The sequence below is a fragment of the Cellulomonas sp. P24 genome, from assembly GCF_024704385.1.
GTDB lineage: Bacteria > Actinomycetota > Actinomycetes > Actinomycetales > Cellulomonadaceae > JAJDFX01.
In genome coordinates this window covers 1,628,556-1,646,560 of the sequence record NZ_JAJDFX010000002.1, presented here as the reverse complement: position 1 = coordinate 1,646,560, position 18,005 = coordinate 1,628,556, and the positions used below count along the sequence as shown (strand labels likewise).

Below are 18,005 nucleotides of genomic sequence, written 5' to 3'. Positions count from 1 at the left end.
AGACTTGAGGCATGGCTGCGACCACCGTCCACCTCATCCGTCATGGCGAGGTCCACAACCCTGAAGGCGTGCTCTACGGCCGGCTACCGGGCTACCGGCTCTCCGATCGTGGCCAGGCGATGGCCCGGAAGGTCGCCGAGCACCTCGCCGGCGCCGACCGCAACCGCGCCGACGTCACCGTCGTCGTCGCGTCGCCGCTCGAGCGTGCCCAGCAGACCGCCGCCCCCATCGCGGAGGCGTTCGGCCTGGCGGTCCGGTCCGACGACCGCCTGATCGAGGCCGCCAACTACTTCCAGGGGCTGACCTTCGGCGTCGGTGACGGCTCGCTCCGGCACCCGCAGCACTGGCGCCACCTCGTCAACCCCTTCCGCCCGTCCTGGGGCGAGCCCTACCGCGAGCAGGCCGACCGCGTCCTGGCCGCAGTGGACGCCGCACGCGAGCTCGCGGACGGTCACGAGGCGGTGCTGGTGAGCCACCAGCTCCCGATCTGGGTCACCCGGCTCTCGGTCGAGCACCGCAGGCTCTGGCACGACCCCCGGCGTCGCGAGTGCTCGCTCGCGTCGATGACCTCGCTGGACTTCGACGGCGACCGCCTCGTCCAGGTGCGGTACAGCGAGCCGGCCGCGGAGCTGCTGCCGGGCGCGGCCACGGTGGCCGGCGCATGAGGCGCGCACGGATGATCCGGATCCCGCTGGCGCGCGTCGGTGTCGCAGCCGCGCTCGCGGCCGCCCTCGTGGGATCGGTCGCCGCGTGCTCGGAGTCCGGGCCGATCGCCTCGCCGACAGCGCATCCGAGCGACGTCATCGGCCAGAACTACCAGTCCGGCGACGGCAGCGTGAAGACCTGGGCTGTGGCCGACCGGGGCGCACCGGTGGACCTGAAGGGGACGGACTTCGAGGGCGCGGCCGTCGACATCGCCCAGTGGCGAGGCGACGTCGTCGTCATCAACAACTGGTACGCGGGGTGCCCGCCGTGCCGTGCCGAGGCCCCGGGACTGGTGCGCCTCGCGAACCAGGAGTCCGCGGCCGGTGTGCACTGGATCGGCATCAACGGGGTCGACGACGCCGGAGCCGCACAGGCCTTCCAGCGCACGTTCTCCGTGCCGTACCCGAGCATCCAGGACACGGACGGCCGGGCGGTCGCCGCCCTGCAGGGCTCGGTGCCCATCCAGGCCGTCCCCACGACCGTCGTGCTCGACCGCCAGGGGCGCGTCGCCGCTCGCGTGCTCGGTCAGGCGGACGAGAGCACCCTCAAGGTGCTGGTCGACGGTGCCCTCGCCGAGTCGCCCGGGGCGAGCGCGACCCCATGATCGTCGGTTCCGGCGTGGCCTACGCCTTGTCGTCCCCGCTGCCGGGCCTCGTCCTTCCCGGAGACTTCTGGGGTGACCTCGGGTCGAGCTTCGCGAGCACCGCGTTCTCCGGGTCGCTCCTGCTCGCCGTGCCGGTCGCCCTCCTCGCCGGCCTCGTCTCGTTCGCGTCGCCGTGCGTGCTCCCGCTGGTCCCCGGCTACCTGGGGTACCTCGGGGGGATGTCCGGGGCGACCGTCGGTACCCGTCCGCTCGGCGGTGGTGCCGTCGACCGTGCCCGCCCGGGACGTCGGCGCCTGCTCGCCGGCGTCGCGCTGTTCGTCGCAGGCTTCTCGCTGGTGTTCGTGGTCTTCGGGGCGCTCGCCGGTTCGCTCGGTGGTCTGCTCAAGGAGTGGCAGGACCCGATCAGCCGGGTGCTGGGCGTCGTCGTGATCCTGATGGGCGTCGCGTTCATGGGGTTCGTGCCGTTCCTGCAGCAGGACCGCCGGGTCCACGTCAGCCCTCGCGCGGGCATCTGGGGTGCACCGCTCCTCGGCCTGGTGTTCGGGCTCGGCTGGGCGCCGTGCATCGGCCCGACGCTCACGGCGATCACCGCGCTGTCCCTCGACGGCGGATCGGCCGGCCGAGGAGCGCTTCTCTCCGTCGCGTTCTGCGTGGGGCTCGGGCTCCCCTTCGTCGCGATCGCGCTCGGCTTCGAGCGCAGCGCGCGGGTGCTCGGGTTCCTGCGGCGCCACCGGCTCGCGGTGATGCGTGCCGGCGGTGTGATGCTGGTCATCCTCGGAGTCGCGCTCGTGACCGGTCTCTGGGGGAGCTGGGCCCACTGGCTCCAGAGCATCGTCACAGGTCAGAGTGGTTTCGTCCCGGTGGTGTGACCGGTACCGGCACCTGCCCGCCGGCCGGGACGCACAGGTCCGGACGGCAGGGTGTGCGGTGGTGTCACGGGTGGGCAGGCGATGATGACGACACGATCGAGGGGAGTGCGATGAGCGGCTACCGGCCGGACGGGCTCGAGGACGCGTTCACGACCGGCATCGGCGACCAGACCCAGGAGGCGGCTGCGGGCGCCGATCCCGGCGTCGCCGCGTCATCGCCGGCTCCTGGCGCCGGTCCCGACGGTGGCCTCGAGTCCACCGACGCCGCGGGCAGCGGCGCGGGTGCGCCGCACGTCGCGGCACGGGACGCCGCGGACGACCTCGCGTCCCCGGACCCGGACGCGACGCAGGACGTCCAGGTGCCCCGGATCGGCGTCGTCGGCTGGTTGCGGTGGATCTGGCGTCAGCTCAGCAGCATGCGGGTGGCGTTGATGCTGCTCATGCTGCTCGCGGTCGCCTCCGTGCCGGGGACGATCTTCCCGCAGCACGCGCAGGACCCCGCGAAGGTCGCCACCTACCTGACGGACCACCCGGCGCTCGGTCCGTGGCTCGAACGCCTCCAGCTGTTCGACGTGTACAGCTCGGTCTGGTTCTCGGCGATCTACCTGCTGCTGTTCGTCTCGCTCATCGCGTGCATCGTGCCCCGCACCCGGGTCCACCTCGCGGCGCTGCGGGCACGCCCGCCGCGGGTGCCGCGCCGCTTCGACCGGTTCCCCGCGCAGGGTGGGCTGACGACCACGGCGACGCCGCAGCAGGTCGCCGAGGCCGCGGCCGCTGCGCTGAGGGGCCCCTGGCGCCTGCTGCCCCGGTTCCGCGTCGACGTCGCCGTCGACGGCGGCGACGCCACCGTCTCCGCGGAGCGCGGCTACCTGCGGGAGACCGGCAACCTCGTCTTCCACCTGTCGCTCATCGGGCTGCTCATCGCGATCGCCGTCGGCCAGATGCTGCACTACCGCGGGCAGGCGCTCGTGGTGCAGGGGCACGGGTTCGCCAACGCGGTGGTCGACTACGACACGTTCGAGCGCGGTACCGCCTTCAACCCGTCGAGCCTGGTGCCGTTCACCCTGCGCCTCGACTCGTTCTCGGCCCGGTTCTCCCCGACCAGCCTGCAGCCGCGGGACTTCACCGCGGACGTCACCGTCACGCAGCCCGACGGCTCGGCGAGCGCCCAGCAGATCAAGGTCAACCACCCGCTCAACGTCGCGGGTGCGAACATCTACCTCCAGGGCAACGGGTACGCGCCCGACGTGGTCGTCCGCGACTCCGCCGGCAACGTGGCCTTCTCCGGACCCGTGCCGTTCCTGCCGCAGAACGCGGTCTACACCTCGCTCGGCGTGATCAAGGTCCCCGACGTGACGAGCGGCGACCAGATCGGGTTCCGTGCCGCACTGCTGCCGACGGCGCAGCAGGACACCGACGGCGTGTGGCAGTCCGTCGCGCCCCAGCCGGCCAACCCGCTCCTCGTGCTGACGGTCTGGACCGGGAACCTCGGGCTCGACACCGGCGTGCCCCAGAACGTCTACAAGCTCGACACGAGCCACCTCAAGCAGGTCATGGGCGCCGACGGGCAGGCGGTGTCGCTCAAGGTGCAGCCCGGCGAGACGGTCGACCTGCCGAACGGGCTCGGCACGCTGACGTTCAAGGCGCTGCCGCGCTACGTGGCGCTCGACCTGCGGTACGACCCCGCGCTCGCAGAGGTCCTGGTGTTCGCGCTGCTCGCACTGGCCGGGCTCGCCACGTCGCTGTTCACGCCCCGTCGTCGCATCTGGCTCCGCGCCAGCGCCGCCGGAGAGGGTCGTACAGTGGTGACCGCTGCGGCGCTGGCGCGAGGGGGACGACATCGGCCTGCAGCCGGAGCTCGACCGGGTCCTCACCGTGGTGGGCAAGGGCCTGGGGATCGCCGAGGACGACACGACACGCGACGTCGCGGTGGGCGACGACGCGGACGCGGTGCGCAACGCACGCACCGCGCACGAGAACGAGCACCCGGAGGAAGACCGATGAACGTGGGTGAGCTGAGCACGCTGCTCGTCTGGGCCGCCGGCCTGACGTACACGATCGCACTGGTGGCCTACACGACCGTGCTGGCGCGCATCGCGGAGGCCAGGCCACGCGCGGCGAAGACGGCCGTGGCCGCCGTCACCCCGGCGGCGGCACCGATCGCCGTCGGCGTCGGACGCACCGCCGTGCTCGAACGCCCCGTCGGTGGCGCCCCCCGCAGCGGGGAGCGGCACCGGTTCGACGCCCGACGGCGCGGTCGTCGTGCCGGCCACCGGCCGCCGGGCTGCCGGGATCGCGCGGTCGATGACGTACCTCGGGCTGCTCTTCGGCGTCGTGGCAGTCGTGCTCCGGGGGATCGCCGCCGGGCGCTGGCCGACGGCCAACATGTACGAGTTCACCCTCGTCGGCTCGACGATGGCGATCGCCGTGCTCGTCCTCGTGCAGCGACGCAACCAGATCCCGTTCCTCGGGGTGCTCGTGACCGGTGCCGCCGCCCTCGCCCTGTTCCTCGGCGTCAACGTCTTCTACATCCGGGCGGAGGGCGTGCAGCCCGCGCTGCAGAGCTACTGGCTGATCATCCACGTCGGCGTGGCGATCACGTCCTCGGGCATCTTCGCCGTCGCCGCCGCGACGAGCGTCCTCCAGCTCATGCGCGCCCGGCGTGAGGCCGGCTCCACGCGGCTCGCCGGGCGCCGCTGGGGCTGGATCGACACCGTCCCCGACTCGCGGTCGCTCGAGGCGCTGTCCTTCCGGCTCAACGCGATCGGCTTCGTCCTGTGGACGTTCACGTTGATCGCCGGTTCGATCTGGGCCGAGCACGCCTGGGGTCGGTACTGGGGCTGGGACCCCAAGGAGATCGGCACGTTCGTCGTCTGGGTCGTCTACGCCGCGTACCTGCACGCTCGGACCACCCGCGGCTGGGCGGGCAGCCGGGCGGCGTACTTCGTCCTCGTCGGTTTCACCGCGGTGATCGCGAACTTCACGGTCATCAACCTGTTCGTGACGGGACGGCACTCCTACTCGGGGATCTGACCGACGGGTCGCTCCGGGCTCTGACCGGCCAACCGGCGGGGCAGCGCTCGGGGCCGTGACCGGCCGCGGCCGGGCGCGGATCGTGACCGGTTCAGCTGCGCGGTCGGTCGCCGGCGTCGGGCCCCGCCTCCCGGTTCCCGGTCTCGCGGTTGCCGGTCTCGTCGGTGCCGCGGTCGCCGCCCTCCTGGTCGAGAAGACCACGGTGCTGCGTCCGTTCCGCCTCACGTCGCTGCTGCTCGAGCTTCCAGAGGAACTCGGGGTCGTCGTCAGGGGCCACCGGGGCTGACGGCAGCACTCGGCCGCCCTGGCCATCGTCTTGATGCCTCGCGCGCTGGGTCCGGCTCACGACGATCCAGACGATCGACCCGGCCAGCGGGACGAGGAGCAGGAGCACGACCCACGCCCACCGGGGCAGTCCGATCCGCTCGTGCTCGTCGCTGCTCAGGACGTCCACGACCGAGTACACGACGAGCCCGATCAGCAGGAGCGCACCGAGGTTCTTCATCGTCACAGCGTACGCATCGGTCACCGGGGCTCGACGTACGCTGGCTCCGTGCCGATCGTGATCTACTCGCTGCTCCGCCTGGGACTCTTCGGGCTCTGCGTCTGGCTGCTCTGGTCCCTGGGCTTCGGCTCGTGGCTGTCGATCCTGCTCGCGGCGTTCCTGGCGTGGGCGTTGTCCTACGTCCTGCTGGCCGGTCCCCGCGACCGTGCGGCGCTGCGGATCGCCGAGCAGGTGCAGGCACGTGCCGAGGCGCGGGCCGCCGGCCACCGGTTCCCGGCGAACGTCGAGGAGGACGCGGCCGTCGAGGACGCGATCGTCGACGCCGCCGAGCCCGACCCCGAGGCCGAGCCCACCGCTGAGGTCGAGGCCGAGCCCACCGCTGAGATCAGGGCGTCAGAGCGCGAGGCCGAGACCGAGGAGCGCACCGTAGGCGAGCTCGAGCATGCCGGTGAACCCGAGGATCTTGATCAGCAGGCGGCCGTGCGCCCCGGCGACGACGGCGGTGCTGAGCAGGACGACCGGCGCTGACAGCAGGAGCACCAGCAGCGCCCACGGTGCCGCCGGCGCGCACGCCACCCCCAGCAGGATCGGCACCGAGAGCAGAGCGGCGTAGGTCCACCTGGCCCGGCGGTCACCGATCCGGACCGCCACCGTGCGCTTGCCGACCACCGCATCGGTCGGGATGTCGCGCAGGTTGTTGATCATCAGGAGCGCGCACGCGAGCATCCCGACGCCCGTGGCGCCGGCGAGCGCCGGCCAGGAGATCCGGTCAGCCTGGGTGTACGTCGTCCCGAGCACGGCGACCAGGCCGAAGAACACGAACACCCCGACCTCACCCAGCCCGCGGTACCCGTACGGGCTCCGACCCCCGGTGTAGAACCACCCCGCGGCGATCGCCGCCACTCCGACCGCGAGCAGCCACCACGAGCCCGACAACGCGACGAGCGCGACACCGAACACGGCAGAGACCCCGAACGCGGCGAACGCGGCGAGTCGCACATGAGCGGGGGAGGCCAGACCGGCGGCGGTCAGCCGGAGCGGACCGACCCGGTCCAGGTCGGTCCCGCGGACACCGTCGGAGTAGTCGTTCGCGTAGTTCACGCCGACCTGCATCGCGAGCGCGACGCCCAGGGCGAGGAGCGCCAGCACCGGACGGGCGCCGCCGAGCTGCGACGCCGCACCGGTCCCGACGAGGATCGGCGCGGCCGCTGCCGGGAGGGTGCGGGGGCGCGCACCGGCGACCCACTCGCCAGAGGTGGCCATCGGGCTCCGTTCGTCAGCCAGGTCGTCGTGTCCGGGGCGCCGAAGGGGGCCCGCGGTGTGTCAGTGTGCCAGCAGTTCGCGCGCGAGGCGTGCCGTCGCCTGCCGGTCGGTCTTGCCGGGGCCGCGCAGCGGGAGGTGGTCGACGACGACGACGTCGCGCGGGGCGGACGGTGCACCGAGCCGCTCGGTGGTCACCGCGCGGACGGTGGCGAGCGTCGGTGCGGTCGCACGCGGTCGGAGCACCAGGACCGCGGTCACGGCCTGGCCCCACTCGTCGTCGGGGAGCCCGACGACGCACACCTCGGCCACGTCGTCGAGGTCGGAGAGCACCTGCTCGACCGCGGCGGGAGAGATCTTCAGGCCACCGGTGATGATCACGTCGTCGGCACGCCCGGTCACCCGCAGCGTCCCGGCGTCGTCGAGCTCGCCGAGGTCGGAGGTGCGCATCCAGCGTTCGCCACGTCTCATGACGAACGCCTCGGCGTCGAGATCCGGACGGCCGAGGTACCCCGTGGCGAGCACGGGGCCGCCGAGCAGCACCCGGCCGTCGGGCTCGAGGTCGACGCGCACGCCGTCGAGCGGGCGGCCGTCGTACACGCAGCCCCCGCAGGTCTCGGTCATCCCGTAGGTCGTGACGGCGCGCACGCCGGCCGCCCGCGCGCGGGTGAGCAGGGCCGGTGGCGTCGCGGCACCGCCGAGCAGGACCGCGTCGAACGAGCGCAGGGCGGCCAGACCGTCAGGGTCGTCGAGCAGCCGGACGAGCTGGGTGGGCACGAGCGAGGTGTGCCGCCGGTCCCCGGTCATCGCCGCGACGGCCGCGACGAACGCGGCACCGCGGAACCCGTCCGACAGATCCATCACGACCGGGACGGTGCCGGCGAGCGCCGAGCGCACCAGGACCTGCACCCCGGCGACGTGCACCGGCGGCAGGGCGAGCAGCCACTGGGTGCTCCCGGCGGACGTCGCGCCGAGCGCTTCTGCGGTCGCCTCCGCCGAGGCGCGCAGCGCGCGCGCACCGAGCATGACCGCTCGGCTCGCGCCGGTCGACCCGGAGGTGCGCAGGACAACGGCGACGTCGTCCGGGACCTCGAGGCCGGTGAGCGACGTGCCGGGCATTGCCGGGTCCGTCGGAGCGACGGCGGGCCCGGCCCCGTCGAGCGCCGAGGCGAGCATCGGGAGCAGGTCGAGCGCTCGGGATGCCGACACCGGCACGGGGATCAGCGCGCGACTCACCGGTCCAGCCTAGGTCGCGACGTAGAGTGACCGTGACATCCGTGCCGTTCGGCTGCACCCTCTAGGAGTCCGCTCGTGCTCTTCTCCGCGACCCGCGCAGTCAGCCCGTCACGTCGTCCGGTGGCGGCCCTGCTGACGGTCGGCGTGGCCGTCGCCCTCGCCGCGTGCGGCTCGACGCCCACGGCGCCGTCGACGGTCGACCAGACGGTCGGCCCGTCGATCTCCCCGGACAAGAGCGCACCGCCGACCCCCGTCGTCCCGCCGACGTGGCCGCTCACCGGTGTCGCGTCGGCCGACGTCGTGACCCGTCCGGCGCTCACGGTGAAGATCGAGAACTCGACCGAGGCCCGCCCGCAGACCGGACTCGACCAGGCCGACATGGTCTGGGAGGAGGTCGTCGAGGGGGGCATCACCCGGTACGCGGCCGTCTACCAGTCGGTCGTGCCCGACAAGGTCGGTCCGATCCGTTCGGTCCGACCGATGGACGCCGGCATCAGCGCCCCGATGCACGGCCTGATCGCGTTCTCGGGCGGGCAGCCCTCGTTCGTGAACGAGATCAAGGCCGCCGGTGTGCAGATCATCAGCATGGACCTCGGGGCGAAGGGGTTCGCACGGACCAGCACCCGGCGCGCCCCGCACAACGTCCTCGGCACGCCGAGCACGTTCTGGTCGCTCGCCGACGCCAACCACTCGGCGTCACCGGGTCCGCAGTTCGCGTTCGCGGCCACCGCCGAGCAGGCGTCCGCCGTCGCGTCGGGCACACCCGCGGTGACGATCGACATCCACATGTCCGGGGTCGAGCACCCCATCTGGACCTGGTCGGCGGCGCAGAACGCGTTCCTGCGCTCGGAGGGCACTGCTCCGGCCGTGACGTCCACCGGCACCCGCCTGTCCGCGACGAACGTCGTCGTGCTGCGGGTCCGGCTCGCCGACACCGGCACGCGGGACCCCGCGGGCAACCCGGTGCCGGAGACGGTCATGAACGACACCGGTGAGGCGCTCGTGTTCAGTGGCGGCAAGCAGATCGCCGCGAAGTGGTCCAAGGAGTCGGTCGCGAAGCCGGTCGTCCTGACCGGTGTCGATGGAGCGCCCATCACCCTCGCGCCCGGCAACACCTGGATCGAGCTCGTGCCTCGCTCGTCGGGATCGGTCAGCGTGTCCTGAGCTGTCAGTGGCCAGCAGTAGCCGGAGTTCGCCGGCAGTAGCCGGCAGTGGTCGTCGGTGATCGCCAGCAGCCGTCCGACGCGGCTCGGTCGACGCGCCCTCGGTACCCCTCGCCCCACGGGATGAGGCCGGACCCGGAGCACCCACCCGGAGGATGACGCGCGCGGCCGGAGGTCCAGCCCGCGGGCCGATCCGCTGACGGGCCCCAGCGCGCGAGCCTGGAGCCATGTCCACGATCACGCACCACCCGGATCACGAACCGATCGAGCACGACCTGCGGGAGGCCGTCCCCCTCGTGGTCGCCCTGGTCATCCTGCTGGGTCTGGTGGTCGGTCTGGCCTGGGGTGCGAGCCAGCTCGTCGGCGTCCTGGGCTGGCTGGTCGCCGCGCGCTGACCGCCGGGTCAGAACGCGTAGGGGAAGCCCGACCAGTCCGGGTCGCGGTGCTCGAGGAACGCGTCCCGGCCCTCGACCGCCTCATCGGTCATGTAGGCGAGCCTCGTCGCCTCACCGGCGAACACCTGCTGGCCCGCGAGGCCGTCGTCCGCCAGGTTGAAGGCGAACTTGAGCATGCGGATCGCCTGCGGCGACTTGGTCGCGATGATGCGGGCGTACTCGAGCGCGGTCTCCTCGAGCTGGTCGTGGTCGACGACGTCGTTGACCGCGCCCCACTCGAGGGCCTGCTGCGCGGAGTACTCCCGGGCGAGGAAGAAGATCTCCCGTGCCCGCTTCTGGCCGACCTGCCGGGCGAGGTACGCGGAGCCGTAGCCGGCGTCGAAGGACCCGACATTTGCATCGGTCTGCATGAACCGCGCGTGCTGGCGGCTCGCGATCGTGAGATCGGCGACGACGTGCAACGAGTGCCCCCCGCCTGCCGCCCAGCCGCCGACGACGGCGACGACGACCTTGGGCATCGTGCGGATCAGGCGCTGCACCTCGAGGATGTGCAACCGCCCCGCACGTGCGGGGTCGACGTGGTCGGCGGTCTCCGCCGCAGGGGAGTCCGTGTAGCGGTAGCCGTCGCGACCGCGGATGCGCTGGTCCCCGCCCGAGCAGAACGCCCAGCCGCCGTCCTTGGGGCTCGGGCCGTTCCCGGTCAGCAGCACGGTGCCGACGTCGGAGGTCATCCGCGCGTGGTCGAGGACGCGGTACAGCTCGTCGACCGTGTGGGGCCGGAACGCGTTGCGCACCTCGGGCCGGTCGAAGGCCACGCGCACGACGGGCAGGTCGCGCTCGTCGCCCGTGCGGTCGACGCCCCGGTGGTACGTGAGGTCGGTGAGGTCCTCGAAACCGGCGACGGCACGCCAGCGGCTCGGGTCGAAGGTCTGGGACACCGGAGGCGGGACGTCGCTCACGCCGCCCACCCTAACCAGTAGGTACGGCATCGGGCCCGTCCGGGAGCGCATAGCCTGGGTCCGTGATCGGAGCCCGTCCTGCCCGTGAGGTGCTGACCTACGCGATCCCCCTGCGCACGCGGTTCCGCGGTCTGACCGTGCGTGACGGCGTGCTGCTGCGTGGGCCGGCCGGCTGGGGCGAGTTCTCGCCGTTCTGGGACTACGACGACGACGAGTCGGCCGCGTGGCTGCGTGCGGCGCTCGAGGCGGCCGACGAGGGCTGGCCGGCGCCGGTGCGTGACCGCGTGCCCGTCAACGTCACGATCCCCGCCGTCGGCGCCGCGGACGCCCATCGCCTCGTGACGGCGTCGGGCGGCTGCCGGACGGCCAAGGTCAAGGTCGCCGAGCGCGGGCAGGACATCGGCCAGGAGATCGCACGGCTCGAGGCGGTGCGGGACGCCCTGGGGGCGGACGGTGCGATCCGGGTCGACGCCAACGGCGGCTGGGACCTCGAGACGGCGCTCGCCCGGCTCCCGGTCCTCGACCGTGCGGCCGGGGGGCTCGAGTACGCCGAGCAGCCGGTCGCGGCCGTGGGGGATCTCGCGGTGCTGCGCCGACGGCTGGAGATCCCGATCGCCGCCGACGAGTCGATCCGCCGGGCCGAGGACCCGATGGCGGTCGTCCGGGCCGAGGCGGCCGACGTCGTCGTCCTCAAGGTGCAGCCGCTCGGCGGGGTCCGTGCGTGCCTGGCGCTCGCCGAGCAGGTCGGGCTGCCCGTCGTGGTGTCCTCGGCGCTCGAGACGTCGGTCGGGCTCGCTGCCGGGGTGGCTCTCGCCGCCGCCCTGCCCGACCTCCCGTACGCGTGCGGGCTGGCCACCGCACAGCTCTTCACCGCCGACGTGGTCGACGACCCGCTGCTCCCGGTGGACGGTGCGATCCCGGTGCGGCGGCCGGACCTCGCCCCCGACCGTGCCGCCGCGGCGGCTGCCGACGTCGACCTGATCGCCCGGTGGTCGGCACGGCTCGACGCGGTGCAGGGCACGGTGGACGCGTGAGCGCCACGTCCCACCCGGCCATGCAGGCAGCGCGGGTGCTGCTCCAGGAGCTCGCCGCGCACGGCGTCACCGACGTCGTGCTGTCCCCGGGCTCCCGCAGTGCGCCGTTGGCGCACGCACTCGCCGCAGCAGCCTCCGCCGTCCCGCCGCCCGGTGCGCCGCACCTCGCGCTGCACGTCCGCATCGACGAGCGGAGCGCGGGTTTCCTCGCCCTCGGTCTGGCGAAGGCGGCGGTCGCGACGGGCGCACCGCGTGCCGTCGCGGTGGTGACGACCTCGGGGACCGCAGTCGCGAACCTGCACCCGGCCGTCCTCGAGGCGCACCACAGCGGGCTCCCGCTCGTCGTGCTCTCGGCCGACCGCCCGCACGAGCTCCGTGGCACCGGTGCGAACCAGACGACGGACCAGGTGGGGATCTTCGGCACGGCGACGCGCTTCGCGGTGGACGTCCCCGCACCGTCCGGCCGGGCCGGCGAGTCCCGCGACCTGCGGCAGCTCGTCGGCCGTGCGATGGCCGAGGCGCTCGGGACGCGGACGGGGCACCCGGGACCGGTCCACCTCAACCTCGCGTTCCGCGACCCGCTCGTGCCCGACGGCACGCCGTGGCCCGACGAGCCCCCTGTTGGGCGCCCGACAGTCGTCACGGCGGGCGTCGCCGTGCGTGACGAGCCCGTGGCCGTCGATCCCGTTCTCGACATCCTCCAGCGTGGTCGTGACCGGACGGTCGTCGTCGCCGGGGACGGTGCCGGCCCGGTGGCGCGGGCGCTCGCCGAGGCGCAGGGCTGGCCGCTCCTCGCCGAGCCGTCCTCAGGTGCGCGCGGCTCCGCGCCGGCGATCGGCGCCTACCGCGCGCTGCTCGACTCCGCACTCGGCCGGACGGTCCGCCGCGTCGTCGTCCTCGGTCGACCGACGCTGTCGCGCCCCGTCCAGGCACTGCTCGCGCGCGACGACGTCGAGGTCGTCGTCGTCGCACCGGGCGGTGGACCGTGGACGGATCCGTCCCGGCGTGCCGCGCTGGTCCTCCCCGCGGTGCCGGCGGCCTGGCTCCGAGCGGATCATCGTCCGGCAGGCGGCGGGGGAGCGACTCCGGCGTCGGACGGCTGGCTCGACGCGTGGCAGCAGGCGTCCGTCGCGGCGCTGGCCGCGGTCGCGCGCGTGCTCGACGGCGCGGAGGCCCGTGACGGCACGCGGTCGGCGCCGCGGCTCACCGGGCCGGGGGTGGCGCGAGCGGTGGCTCAGGCGACGAGGCCCGACGACGTCCTCGTCGTCGGCTCGAGCAACCCCGTGCGCGATCTCGACCTGGTCGCCGACTGGTCGGCCTCGCCGGTCGTGCTCGCGAACCGTGGCCTCGCGGGCATCGACGGGACGGTCTCGACCGCCGTCGGGGTCGCTCTCGGCCTGCCGGGTCGTCGCGTGCGGGCCCTCATGGGCGACCTGACCTTCCTGCACGACGTCGGTGGGCTGCTCCGCGGGCCGCTCGAGCGCGAGCCCGACCTCCAGGTGGTGGTCGCGAACGACGACGGCGGATCGATCTTCACCACGCTCGAGCACGGAGCTGCCGAGCACGCGGCGAGCTTCGAGCGCGTGTTCGGCACTCCGCACGGCGCCGACCTGGCGGCACTCTGCGCCGGGTACGGGATCCGGCACCAGCTCGCGCGGGACGCCGAGGACCTCGCCGTCGCGCTCGCGGTACCCGGGCCGGGGATCGGCGTCGTCGAGGTGAGGGTCGACCGATCCGGCCGTCGCGAGCTCGGAGCGATGCTCGCGGACGGCATACGGGCGGCGATCGTCGAGGTGCCGACAACGAAATTCGCAGCAGGCTCTCAGGAAACCTGAGGTGCTCGTTCAGAGCGACGGGGTCTGATGGAGGCACCAAGGAGGACACCATGACCGAAGAGAACTCGAACACCGCAGGCCAGCCCGAGCAGCCGTCGACTCCGCAGGCGCACACCGACGGCGTGAGTCGACCCGTCGAGCAGCAGGCCCACCCCGTCAGCCAGCCGACGGAGCCCGTCGCACCGCACGCGCCGGTCGCCCCACCGGTGCAGCCGACCCAGCCGATGCCGGTGGCGCACCAGGCGCAGCAGCCGACCCCGTACCCGCAGCCGGTCGCCTCGTACCCGCCGGCGCAGCAGGCGCCGTACCCCTACCCGCAGCCCGCCCCCGCGACGCCGCCGCACAACCCGTTCGCCCTGCCCGGCGGTCAGCAGCACGCGCCCGGCAGCTTCGGCCCGTTCGGTGTCCCGTCGACCGAGGGCAGCGCAGCCGCGGCCGACTCGGCGCTCGCAGGCGCCGGTGGTGCGCCGGCCTCGCCGACGACCGCGCGTCAGCGCCGGTTCTGGATGCCGCTGATCGGGACCGCGGCGGCCACGGCGCTCGTGGCCAGCCTGGCGACCGCCGGGCTGGTCGGCGCGTTCGACCACTCGAGCAACACGAGCCCGGCCTCGATCGCCTCGATCGGCCAGACGAGCACGCAGACGGTCCCGGTCGCCGGGTCGACGTCGAGCAACCCCGACTGGCAGAAGGTCTCCGCGGCGGTGTCGGCGTCCGTCGTGGCGATCAAGGTCACGACGCAGCAGGGCGAGGCCGAGGGCTCGGGGATCATCCTCGACGCCAAGGGACACATCCTCACCAACAACCACGTCGTCTCCGGTGCGCAGAACAACACGGTCTCGGTCACGCTCAACGACGGCCGCATCTACCCGGCGACGATCGTCGGCACGGACCCGACGACCGACCTCGCGGTGATCCTCCTCAAGAACCCGCCGAGCGACCTCTCGCCCGCGGCGCTCGGTGACTCGAGCACGGTCGTCGTCGGCGACCCGGTCATGGCGGTCGGCAACCCGCTGGGCCTGGCGAACACGGCGACCACGGGCATCGTCTCCGCGATCGACCGCCCCGTCTCCGCCTCCGAGAGCGGAAGCCCCCAGTCCGCCGTCGTGACGAACGCGATCCAGATCGACGCGGCGATCAACCCGGGCAACAGCGGCGGTCCGCTGTTCGACGCACAGGGTCGGGTCATCGGCATCACGTCGTCGATCGCGACGCTGTCGCAGACGAGCGGGCAGTCGGGATCCATCGGGCTCGGGTTCGCGATCCCGGTGAACCTCGCGAAGAACATCGCGTCCCAGCTGATCGACTCTGGAACGGCCAAGCACGCGTTCCTCGGGGTCTCGCTCCAGGACGGCACCGCGACGGCTGACGGCGTGACCCGTCAGGGCGCCGTGATCAAGGAGGTGAGCTCCGGCTCCCCGGCTGCCAACGCGGGTCTCCAGGTCAACGACGTGGTCGTCGCGATCGACGGGAAGGTGGTGGCCGGTGCCGAGTCGTTGACCGGCTACGTGCGGGCGATGTCGGCAGGCCAGCAGGCAGACCTGACGGTCGTACGAGGCGGGAAGGCGCTCGACGTCAAGGTCACGCTGGCCGTGAAGGCCGAGACCGCGGCGTCGTCATCGGGCAGTCAGAACGGTGGGAGCAGCAACCAGAACGGGAGCACGCAGCAGGGCGGGCAGGGGTTCTTCGACCCGTTCGGCTTCTTCGGCCAGGGCTAGTGCATCGGCACTGACGGCCTCCCTCGCGGCGTGAGACCGCCACCCGCGAGGTTCGTGGCCCGGGAGTGCAGGGCCGTCCCCCGCCACGCACTCCCGGCTCGGCAGGCCGGCACCCGTCACGGGTGCCGGCCTTCGCCGTGCGGTGGGGCCGGTCGCCGTGCGGTGGGGCCGGTCGCTGTGCGGCGATCAGGTCGGTCATGCCGTCGCCGGGTCGTACCGTCGTCCGGTCGTGATCACGTTCGTGCACGCGGATCGTGCGTGTAGGTCGCGCACGGTGCTGCGCGCGATCGCGGCGGTCCTTGCCGGCGGACGCGTCTGCGGTGAGGTCAGTCGCTCGCGAGCGCGTGCCGCATGGGCACCAGCTTGGCCTCGGACTCGGCGAGCTCGGCGGCAGGGTCGGAGGCAGCGACGATGCCGCACCCGGCGAACAGCCGGAGCCGGCGCGGATCGGTCGGGTCGATCTCGGCGGAACGGAGCGCGATGCCCCACTCGCCGTCGCCGTCGGCACCGAACCAGCCGACCGGTCCGGCGTACCGGGCCCGCTCCATGCCTTCGATCTGCCGGATCAGCTCGCGTGCGGCAGCCGTGGGCGTGCCGCAGACCGCCGCGGTGGGGTGCAGCGCCGCGGCGAGGCTCAGGCTCGACGGCGCCGGCTCACCGGGACGGCCGGTCGCGAGGACGCCGGTGACGTCCGACGCCAGGTGCAGCACGTTGGGGAGCGTGAGCACGAACGGCACGTCGGGCACGTTCGTCGAGGAGCAGAACGGCGCGAGCGCGTCCGCGACGGATGCGACGGCGTACTCGTGCTCCTCGAGGTCCTTCGAGGAGTGGGCGAGGATCGCCGCCCGGCCGAGGTCCGCGTCGTCGTCACCGGTCCGGCGGATCGTGCCGGCGAGCACGCGTGAGGTGACGAGCCCCTTCTCGGAGCGCACGAGCAGCTCGGGCGTCGCGCCGAGCATCCCGTCGACCGAGAACGTCCAGCAGGACGGGTAGTCGGCCGCGAGCCTGCCGAGCACCCAGCGCACGTCCACCGGTTCGGCTGCGGTCGCGACGACGTCGCGTGCGAGCACGACCTTGTCCACCGCTCCGGCGCGGATGGCCGCGACCCCGCGAGCCACGACGTCCGTCCAGCCCGCTGCGGGGACGGCACCGTCGCTGTAGCTGACGTCACCGGGGGCCGTCACCGGGGTGCGGCGACCGACCACGGTGTCGAGGGTGGGTCCGGGGGAGAGCGTCGCACCGCTCTCGATCGTCGTGAGCCAGGTGCGGTCGCCGCGGCGGCCGACGACGACGCGCGGGACGACGAGCACCCCGCCGGAGTCCGACGTGGGGTCGAACGCGAACGAGCCGAAGGCGACGGGTCCGGTGCCGGGGAGCCCGATCTCGTCCCGGACCACCGAGTGGGCGAGCACCCCGTGCCAGGCGCGCTCGGCGTCGGCGAACCGTCCTGCGCCGCTCGTCGTGATGCGCAGCGCCTCGCCCCAGCCGACGAGCCCGTCCCCTCGCCGCACCCAGGCGAGCGGAGCGTCGGCCGGGAGGAGGTCGAGCAGTCCGGCCGGGCCGAGCGGAAGGGTGTCGATCGCCACGGTCCGCACCAGGAGCGGGCGCGGTACGTCGTCGGACGACCAGGTGGGCTGCGCGTTCATCGGTCCCCATGCTAATTCCCCCGACCCCCCACCATGCCCCCCACCCGCCAGCCCCCTGTCACACCCCGCGAGATCGCACATGGCGGCCGAGATCGGACATCAGACGTCACGATCTCGGCCGCCATGTGCGATCTCGGCGGATGGGTGGGTGTCGGGTGGGTGGGGGTGGGCGTGGGGTGGGTGCGGGGGCTGAGACAATCTGTCGGTGAGCCGCGCCAGCCTGGAGAAGAAGCCGCACGAGGTCGCGTCGATGTTCGACGGGATCGCGCGGCGCTACGACCTGACCAACGACGTCCTCTCGCTCGGCCAGGACCGCGCCTGGCGGCGAGCGACCCTCGACGCGATCGGCGCGTCGCCGGGTGAGCGGGTCCTCGACCTCGCCGCCGGTACCGGGACGTCGAGCGAACCGTTGGCCGATGCGGGCGTCGAGGTCGTGCCCTGCGACTTCTCGTTCGGGATGCTCCAGGTCGGCAAGCGCCGGCGGCCGGACCTCGCGTTCACCGCGGGTGACGCCACCCGTCTGCCGTTCGCCGACGAGTCCTTCGACGCGGTCACGATCTCGTTCGGGCTGCGCAACGTCGTCGACACCCCGACGGCGCTGGCGGAGATGCTGCGCGTCACCCGGCCGGGCGGACGGATCGTGGTGTGCGAGTTCTCGACGCCGTCCTGGGCGCCGTGGCGCACCGTGTACTCGGGCTACCTGATGCGGGCGTTGCCGAGGGTCGCGCGAGCGGTCGCACGTCAGTCGGACTCGTACGTGTACCTCGCGGAGTCGATCCGCGACTGGCCCGACCAGCAGGCGCTGGGTCGCCTCATCAAGGCGGCGGGCTGGGGACATGTCGAGTACCGGAACCTCTCGGGCGGGATCGTCGCGCTCCACCGGGGTGTCCGTCCGGAGTGATCCGCGGTCCGTCGCCGAGCGCCACCGCATAGTCACGGCAGAAGGCCGTGTCAAAGTAGGTAAGCCTTCGCAGACATGGTCTGAGGGCGCAGCTAGACTCTCGTGGGGTTAGTACGTGAACGTCTTCACAAGTGAGGCGACACCG

At 73.2% G+C, this 18,005-nt stretch carries 15 protein-coding genes and 2 pseudogenes; 12 read left to right on the top strand and 5 right to left on the bottom strand.

Annotated features, from left to right (window positions below):
* Positions 1-11: 11 nt before the first annotated feature.
* From LJB74_RS07725 to ccsB, 5 genes and pseudogenes are all read left to right on the top strand, one after another.
* The gene (locus LJB74_RS07725) at positions 12-665 is read left to right on the top strand and encodes a histidine phosphatase family protein (RefSeq protein ID WP_259307981.1); all 654 of its coding nucleotides are present in this window, start codon (positions 12-14) and stop codon (positions 663-665) included.
* The gene (locus LJB74_RS07720) at positions 662-1,309 is read left to right on the top strand and encodes a TlpA disulfide reductase family protein (RefSeq protein ID WP_259307980.1); all 648 of its coding nucleotides are present in this window, start codon (positions 662-664) and stop codon (positions 1,307-1,309) included. The genes LJB74_RS07725 and LJB74_RS07720 overlap by 4 nt, the downstream gene beginning before the upstream one ends.
* Positions 1,306-2,178, top strand: a complete 873-nt coding sequence (locus tag LJB74_RS07715) for a cytochrome c biogenesis CcdA family protein (RefSeq protein WP_259307979.1) — start codon at positions 1,306-1,308, stop codon at positions 2,176-2,178. The genes LJB74_RS07720 and LJB74_RS07715 overlap by 4 nt, the downstream gene beginning before the upstream one ends.
* A 110-nt stretch (positions 2,179-2,288) precedes the next feature.
* A pseudogene (locus LJB74_RS07710) lies at positions 2,289-3,953 on the top strand (cytochrome c biogenesis protein ResB); the annotation flags it as partial.
* Between the two features lie 529 nt (positions 3,954-4,482).
* The gene (gene ccsB, locus LJB74_RS07705) at positions 4,483-5,211 is read left to right on the top strand and encodes a c-type cytochrome biogenesis protein CcsB (RefSeq protein WP_310650830.1); all 729 of its coding nucleotides are present in this window, start codon (positions 4,483-4,485) and stop codon (positions 5,209-5,211) included.
* Between the two features lie 91 nt (positions 5,212-5,302).
* Here the strand turns inward: ccsB and LJB74_RS07700 are convergent, their stop codons facing one another.
* Positions 5,303-5,716: a PLDc N-terminal domain-containing protein gene (locus LJB74_RS07700; protein WP_259307978.1), complete on the bottom strand. Its 414-nt coding sequence runs from the start codon at positions 5,714-5,716 to the stop codon at positions 5,303-5,305.
* Between LJB74_RS07700 and LJB74_RS07695 the strand changes: the two are divergent.
* Positions 5,639-5,947, top strand: a pseudogene (locus LJB74_RS07695) (DUF4229 domain-containing protein); the annotation flags it as partial. The gene LJB74_RS07700 and the pseudogene LJB74_RS07695 sit on opposite strands and share 78 nt — an antisense overlap.
* A gap of 162 nt (positions 5,948-6,109) precedes the next feature.
* Here the strand turns inward: LJB74_RS07695 and LJB74_RS07690 are convergent.
* Complete coding sequence (locus tag LJB74_RS07690; protein ID WP_259307977.1) at positions 6,110-6,979, bottom strand: 1,4-dihydroxy-2-naphthoate polyprenyltransferase; 870 nt, start codon at positions 6,977-6,979, stop codon at positions 6,110-6,112.
* Positions 6,980-7,039: 60 nt separating this feature from the next.
* Positions 7,040-8,212 (bottom strand): o-succinylbenzoate--CoA ligase, encoded by a 1,173-nt coding sequence (menE, locus tag LJB74_RS07685; protein WP_259307976.1) that lies wholly within the window; start codon positions 8,210-8,212, stop codon positions 7,040-7,042.
* 75 nt (positions 8,213-8,287) lie between these two features.
* Here menE and LJB74_RS07680 point away from each other — a divergent pair, with 75 nt between their 5' ends.
* Positions 8,288-9,376, top strand: coding sequence for a DUF3048 domain-containing protein (locus LJB74_RS07680; protein WP_259307975.1), 1,089 nt, complete (start codon positions 8,288-8,290; stop codon positions 9,374-9,376).
* A 226-nt stretch (positions 9,377-9,602) separates the two neighbouring features.
* On the top strand, positions 9,603-9,770 hold the full coding sequence (locus tag LJB74_RS07675) for a hypothetical protein (protein ID WP_259307974.1): 168 nt from the start codon (positions 9,603-9,605) through the stop codon (positions 9,768-9,770).
* A gap of 8 nt (positions 9,771-9,778) precedes the next feature.
* On the opposite strand, the gene LJB74_RS07670 is transcribed toward LJB74_RS07675, so the two are convergent.
* The gene (locus LJB74_RS07670; RefSeq protein WP_259307973.1) at positions 9,779-10,759 is read right to left on the bottom strand and encodes a 1,4-dihydroxy-2-naphthoyl-CoA synthase; all 981 of its coding nucleotides are present in this window, start codon (positions 10,757-10,759) and stop codon (positions 9,779-9,781) included.
* Between the two features lie 32 nt (positions 10,760-10,791).
* On the opposite strand from LJB74_RS07670, the gene LJB74_RS07665 reads away from it, so the two are divergent.
* From LJB74_RS07665 to LJB74_RS07655, 3 genes are read left to right on the top strand one after another with little or no spacing between them, the layout of a single operon-like run.
* Entirely contained in the window at positions 10,792-11,763 is a 972-nt protein-coding gene (locus tag LJB74_RS07665) for an o-succinylbenzoate synthase (RefSeq protein WP_396125138.1), read from the top strand.
* Positions 11,764-11,783: 20 nt separating this feature from the next.
* On the top strand, positions 11,784-13,598 hold the full coding sequence (gene menD, locus LJB74_RS07660) for a 2-succinyl-5-enolpyruvyl-6-hydroxy-3-cyclohexene-1-carboxylic-acid synthase (protein WP_259310309.1): 1,815 nt from the start codon (positions 11,784-11,786) through the stop codon (positions 13,596-13,598).
* A gap of 50 nt (positions 13,599-13,648) precedes the next feature.
* The gene (locus tag LJB74_RS07655) at positions 13,649-15,313 is read left to right on the top strand and encodes a S1C family serine protease (protein ID WP_259307972.1); all 1,665 of its coding nucleotides are present in this window, start codon (positions 13,649-13,651) and stop codon (positions 15,311-15,313) included.
* A gap of 326 nt (positions 15,314-15,639) precedes the next feature.
* Here LJB74_RS07655 and LJB74_RS07650 read toward each other — a convergent pair whose 3' ends face one another.
* A complete protein-coding gene (locus LJB74_RS07650; RefSeq protein WP_259307971.1) occupies positions 15,640-16,959 on the bottom strand; it encodes an isochorismate synthase MenF in 1,320 nt (439 codons plus the stop codon).
* A gap of 205 nt (positions 16,960-17,164) precedes the next feature.
* Between LJB74_RS07650 and LJB74_RS07645 the strand changes: the two genes are divergently transcribed.
* Positions 17,165-17,860, top strand: coding sequence for a demethylmenaquinone methyltransferase (locus LJB74_RS07645; protein WP_259307970.1), 696 nt, complete (start codon positions 17,165-17,167; stop codon positions 17,858-17,860).
* Positions 17,861-18,005 lie beyond the last annotated feature (145 nt).

What these genes read in the sequence shown, in the direction of transcription:
- LJB74_RS07720 (WP_259307980.1), top strand. Translation starts at nt 662, where the DNA reads ATGAGGCGCGCACGGATGATCCGGATCCCGCTGGCGCGCGTCGGTGTC.
- LJB74_RS07690 (WP_259307977.1), bottom strand. Translation starts at nt 6,979, where the DNA reads ATGGCCACCTCTGGCGAGTGGGTCGCCGGTGCGCGCCCCCGCACCCTC.
- LJB74_RS07700 (WP_259307978.1), bottom strand. Translation starts at nt 5,716, where the DNA reads ATGAAGAACCTCGGTGCGCTCCTGCTGATCGGGCTCGTCGTGTACTCG.
- ccsB (WP_310650830.1), top strand. Translation starts at nt 4,483, where the DNA reads ATGACGTACCTCGGGCTGCTCTTCGGCGTCGTGGCAGTCGTGCTCCGG.
- LJB74_RS07725 (WP_259307981.1), top strand. Translation starts at nt 12, where the DNA reads ATGGCTGCGACCACCGTCCACCTCATCCGTCATGGCGAGGTCCACAAC.
- LJB74_RS07650 (WP_259307971.1), bottom strand. Translation starts at nt 16,959, where the DNA reads ATGAACGCGCAGCCCACCTGGTCGTCCGACGACGTACCGCGCCCGCTC.
- menD (WP_259310309.1), top strand. Translation starts at nt 11,784, where the DNA reads ATGCAGGCAGCGCGGGTGCTGCTCCAGGAGCTCGCCGCGCACGGCGTC.
- LJB74_RS07715 (WP_259307979.1), top strand. Translation starts at nt 1,306, where the DNA reads ATGATCGTCGGTTCCGGCGTGGCCTACGCCTTGTCGTCCCCGCTGCCG.
- LJB74_RS07670 (WP_259307973.1), bottom strand. Translation starts at nt 10,759, where the DNA reads ATGCCGTACCTACTGGTTAGGGTGGGCGGCGTGAGCGACGTCCCGCCT.
- LJB74_RS07675 (WP_259307974.1), top strand. Translation starts at nt 9,603, where the DNA reads ATGTCCACGATCACGCACCACCCGGATCACGAACCGATCGAGCACGAC.
- LJB74_RS07655 (WP_259307972.1), top strand. Translation starts at nt 13,649, where the DNA reads ATGACCGAAGAGAACTCGAACACCGCAGGCCAGCCCGAGCAGCCGTCG.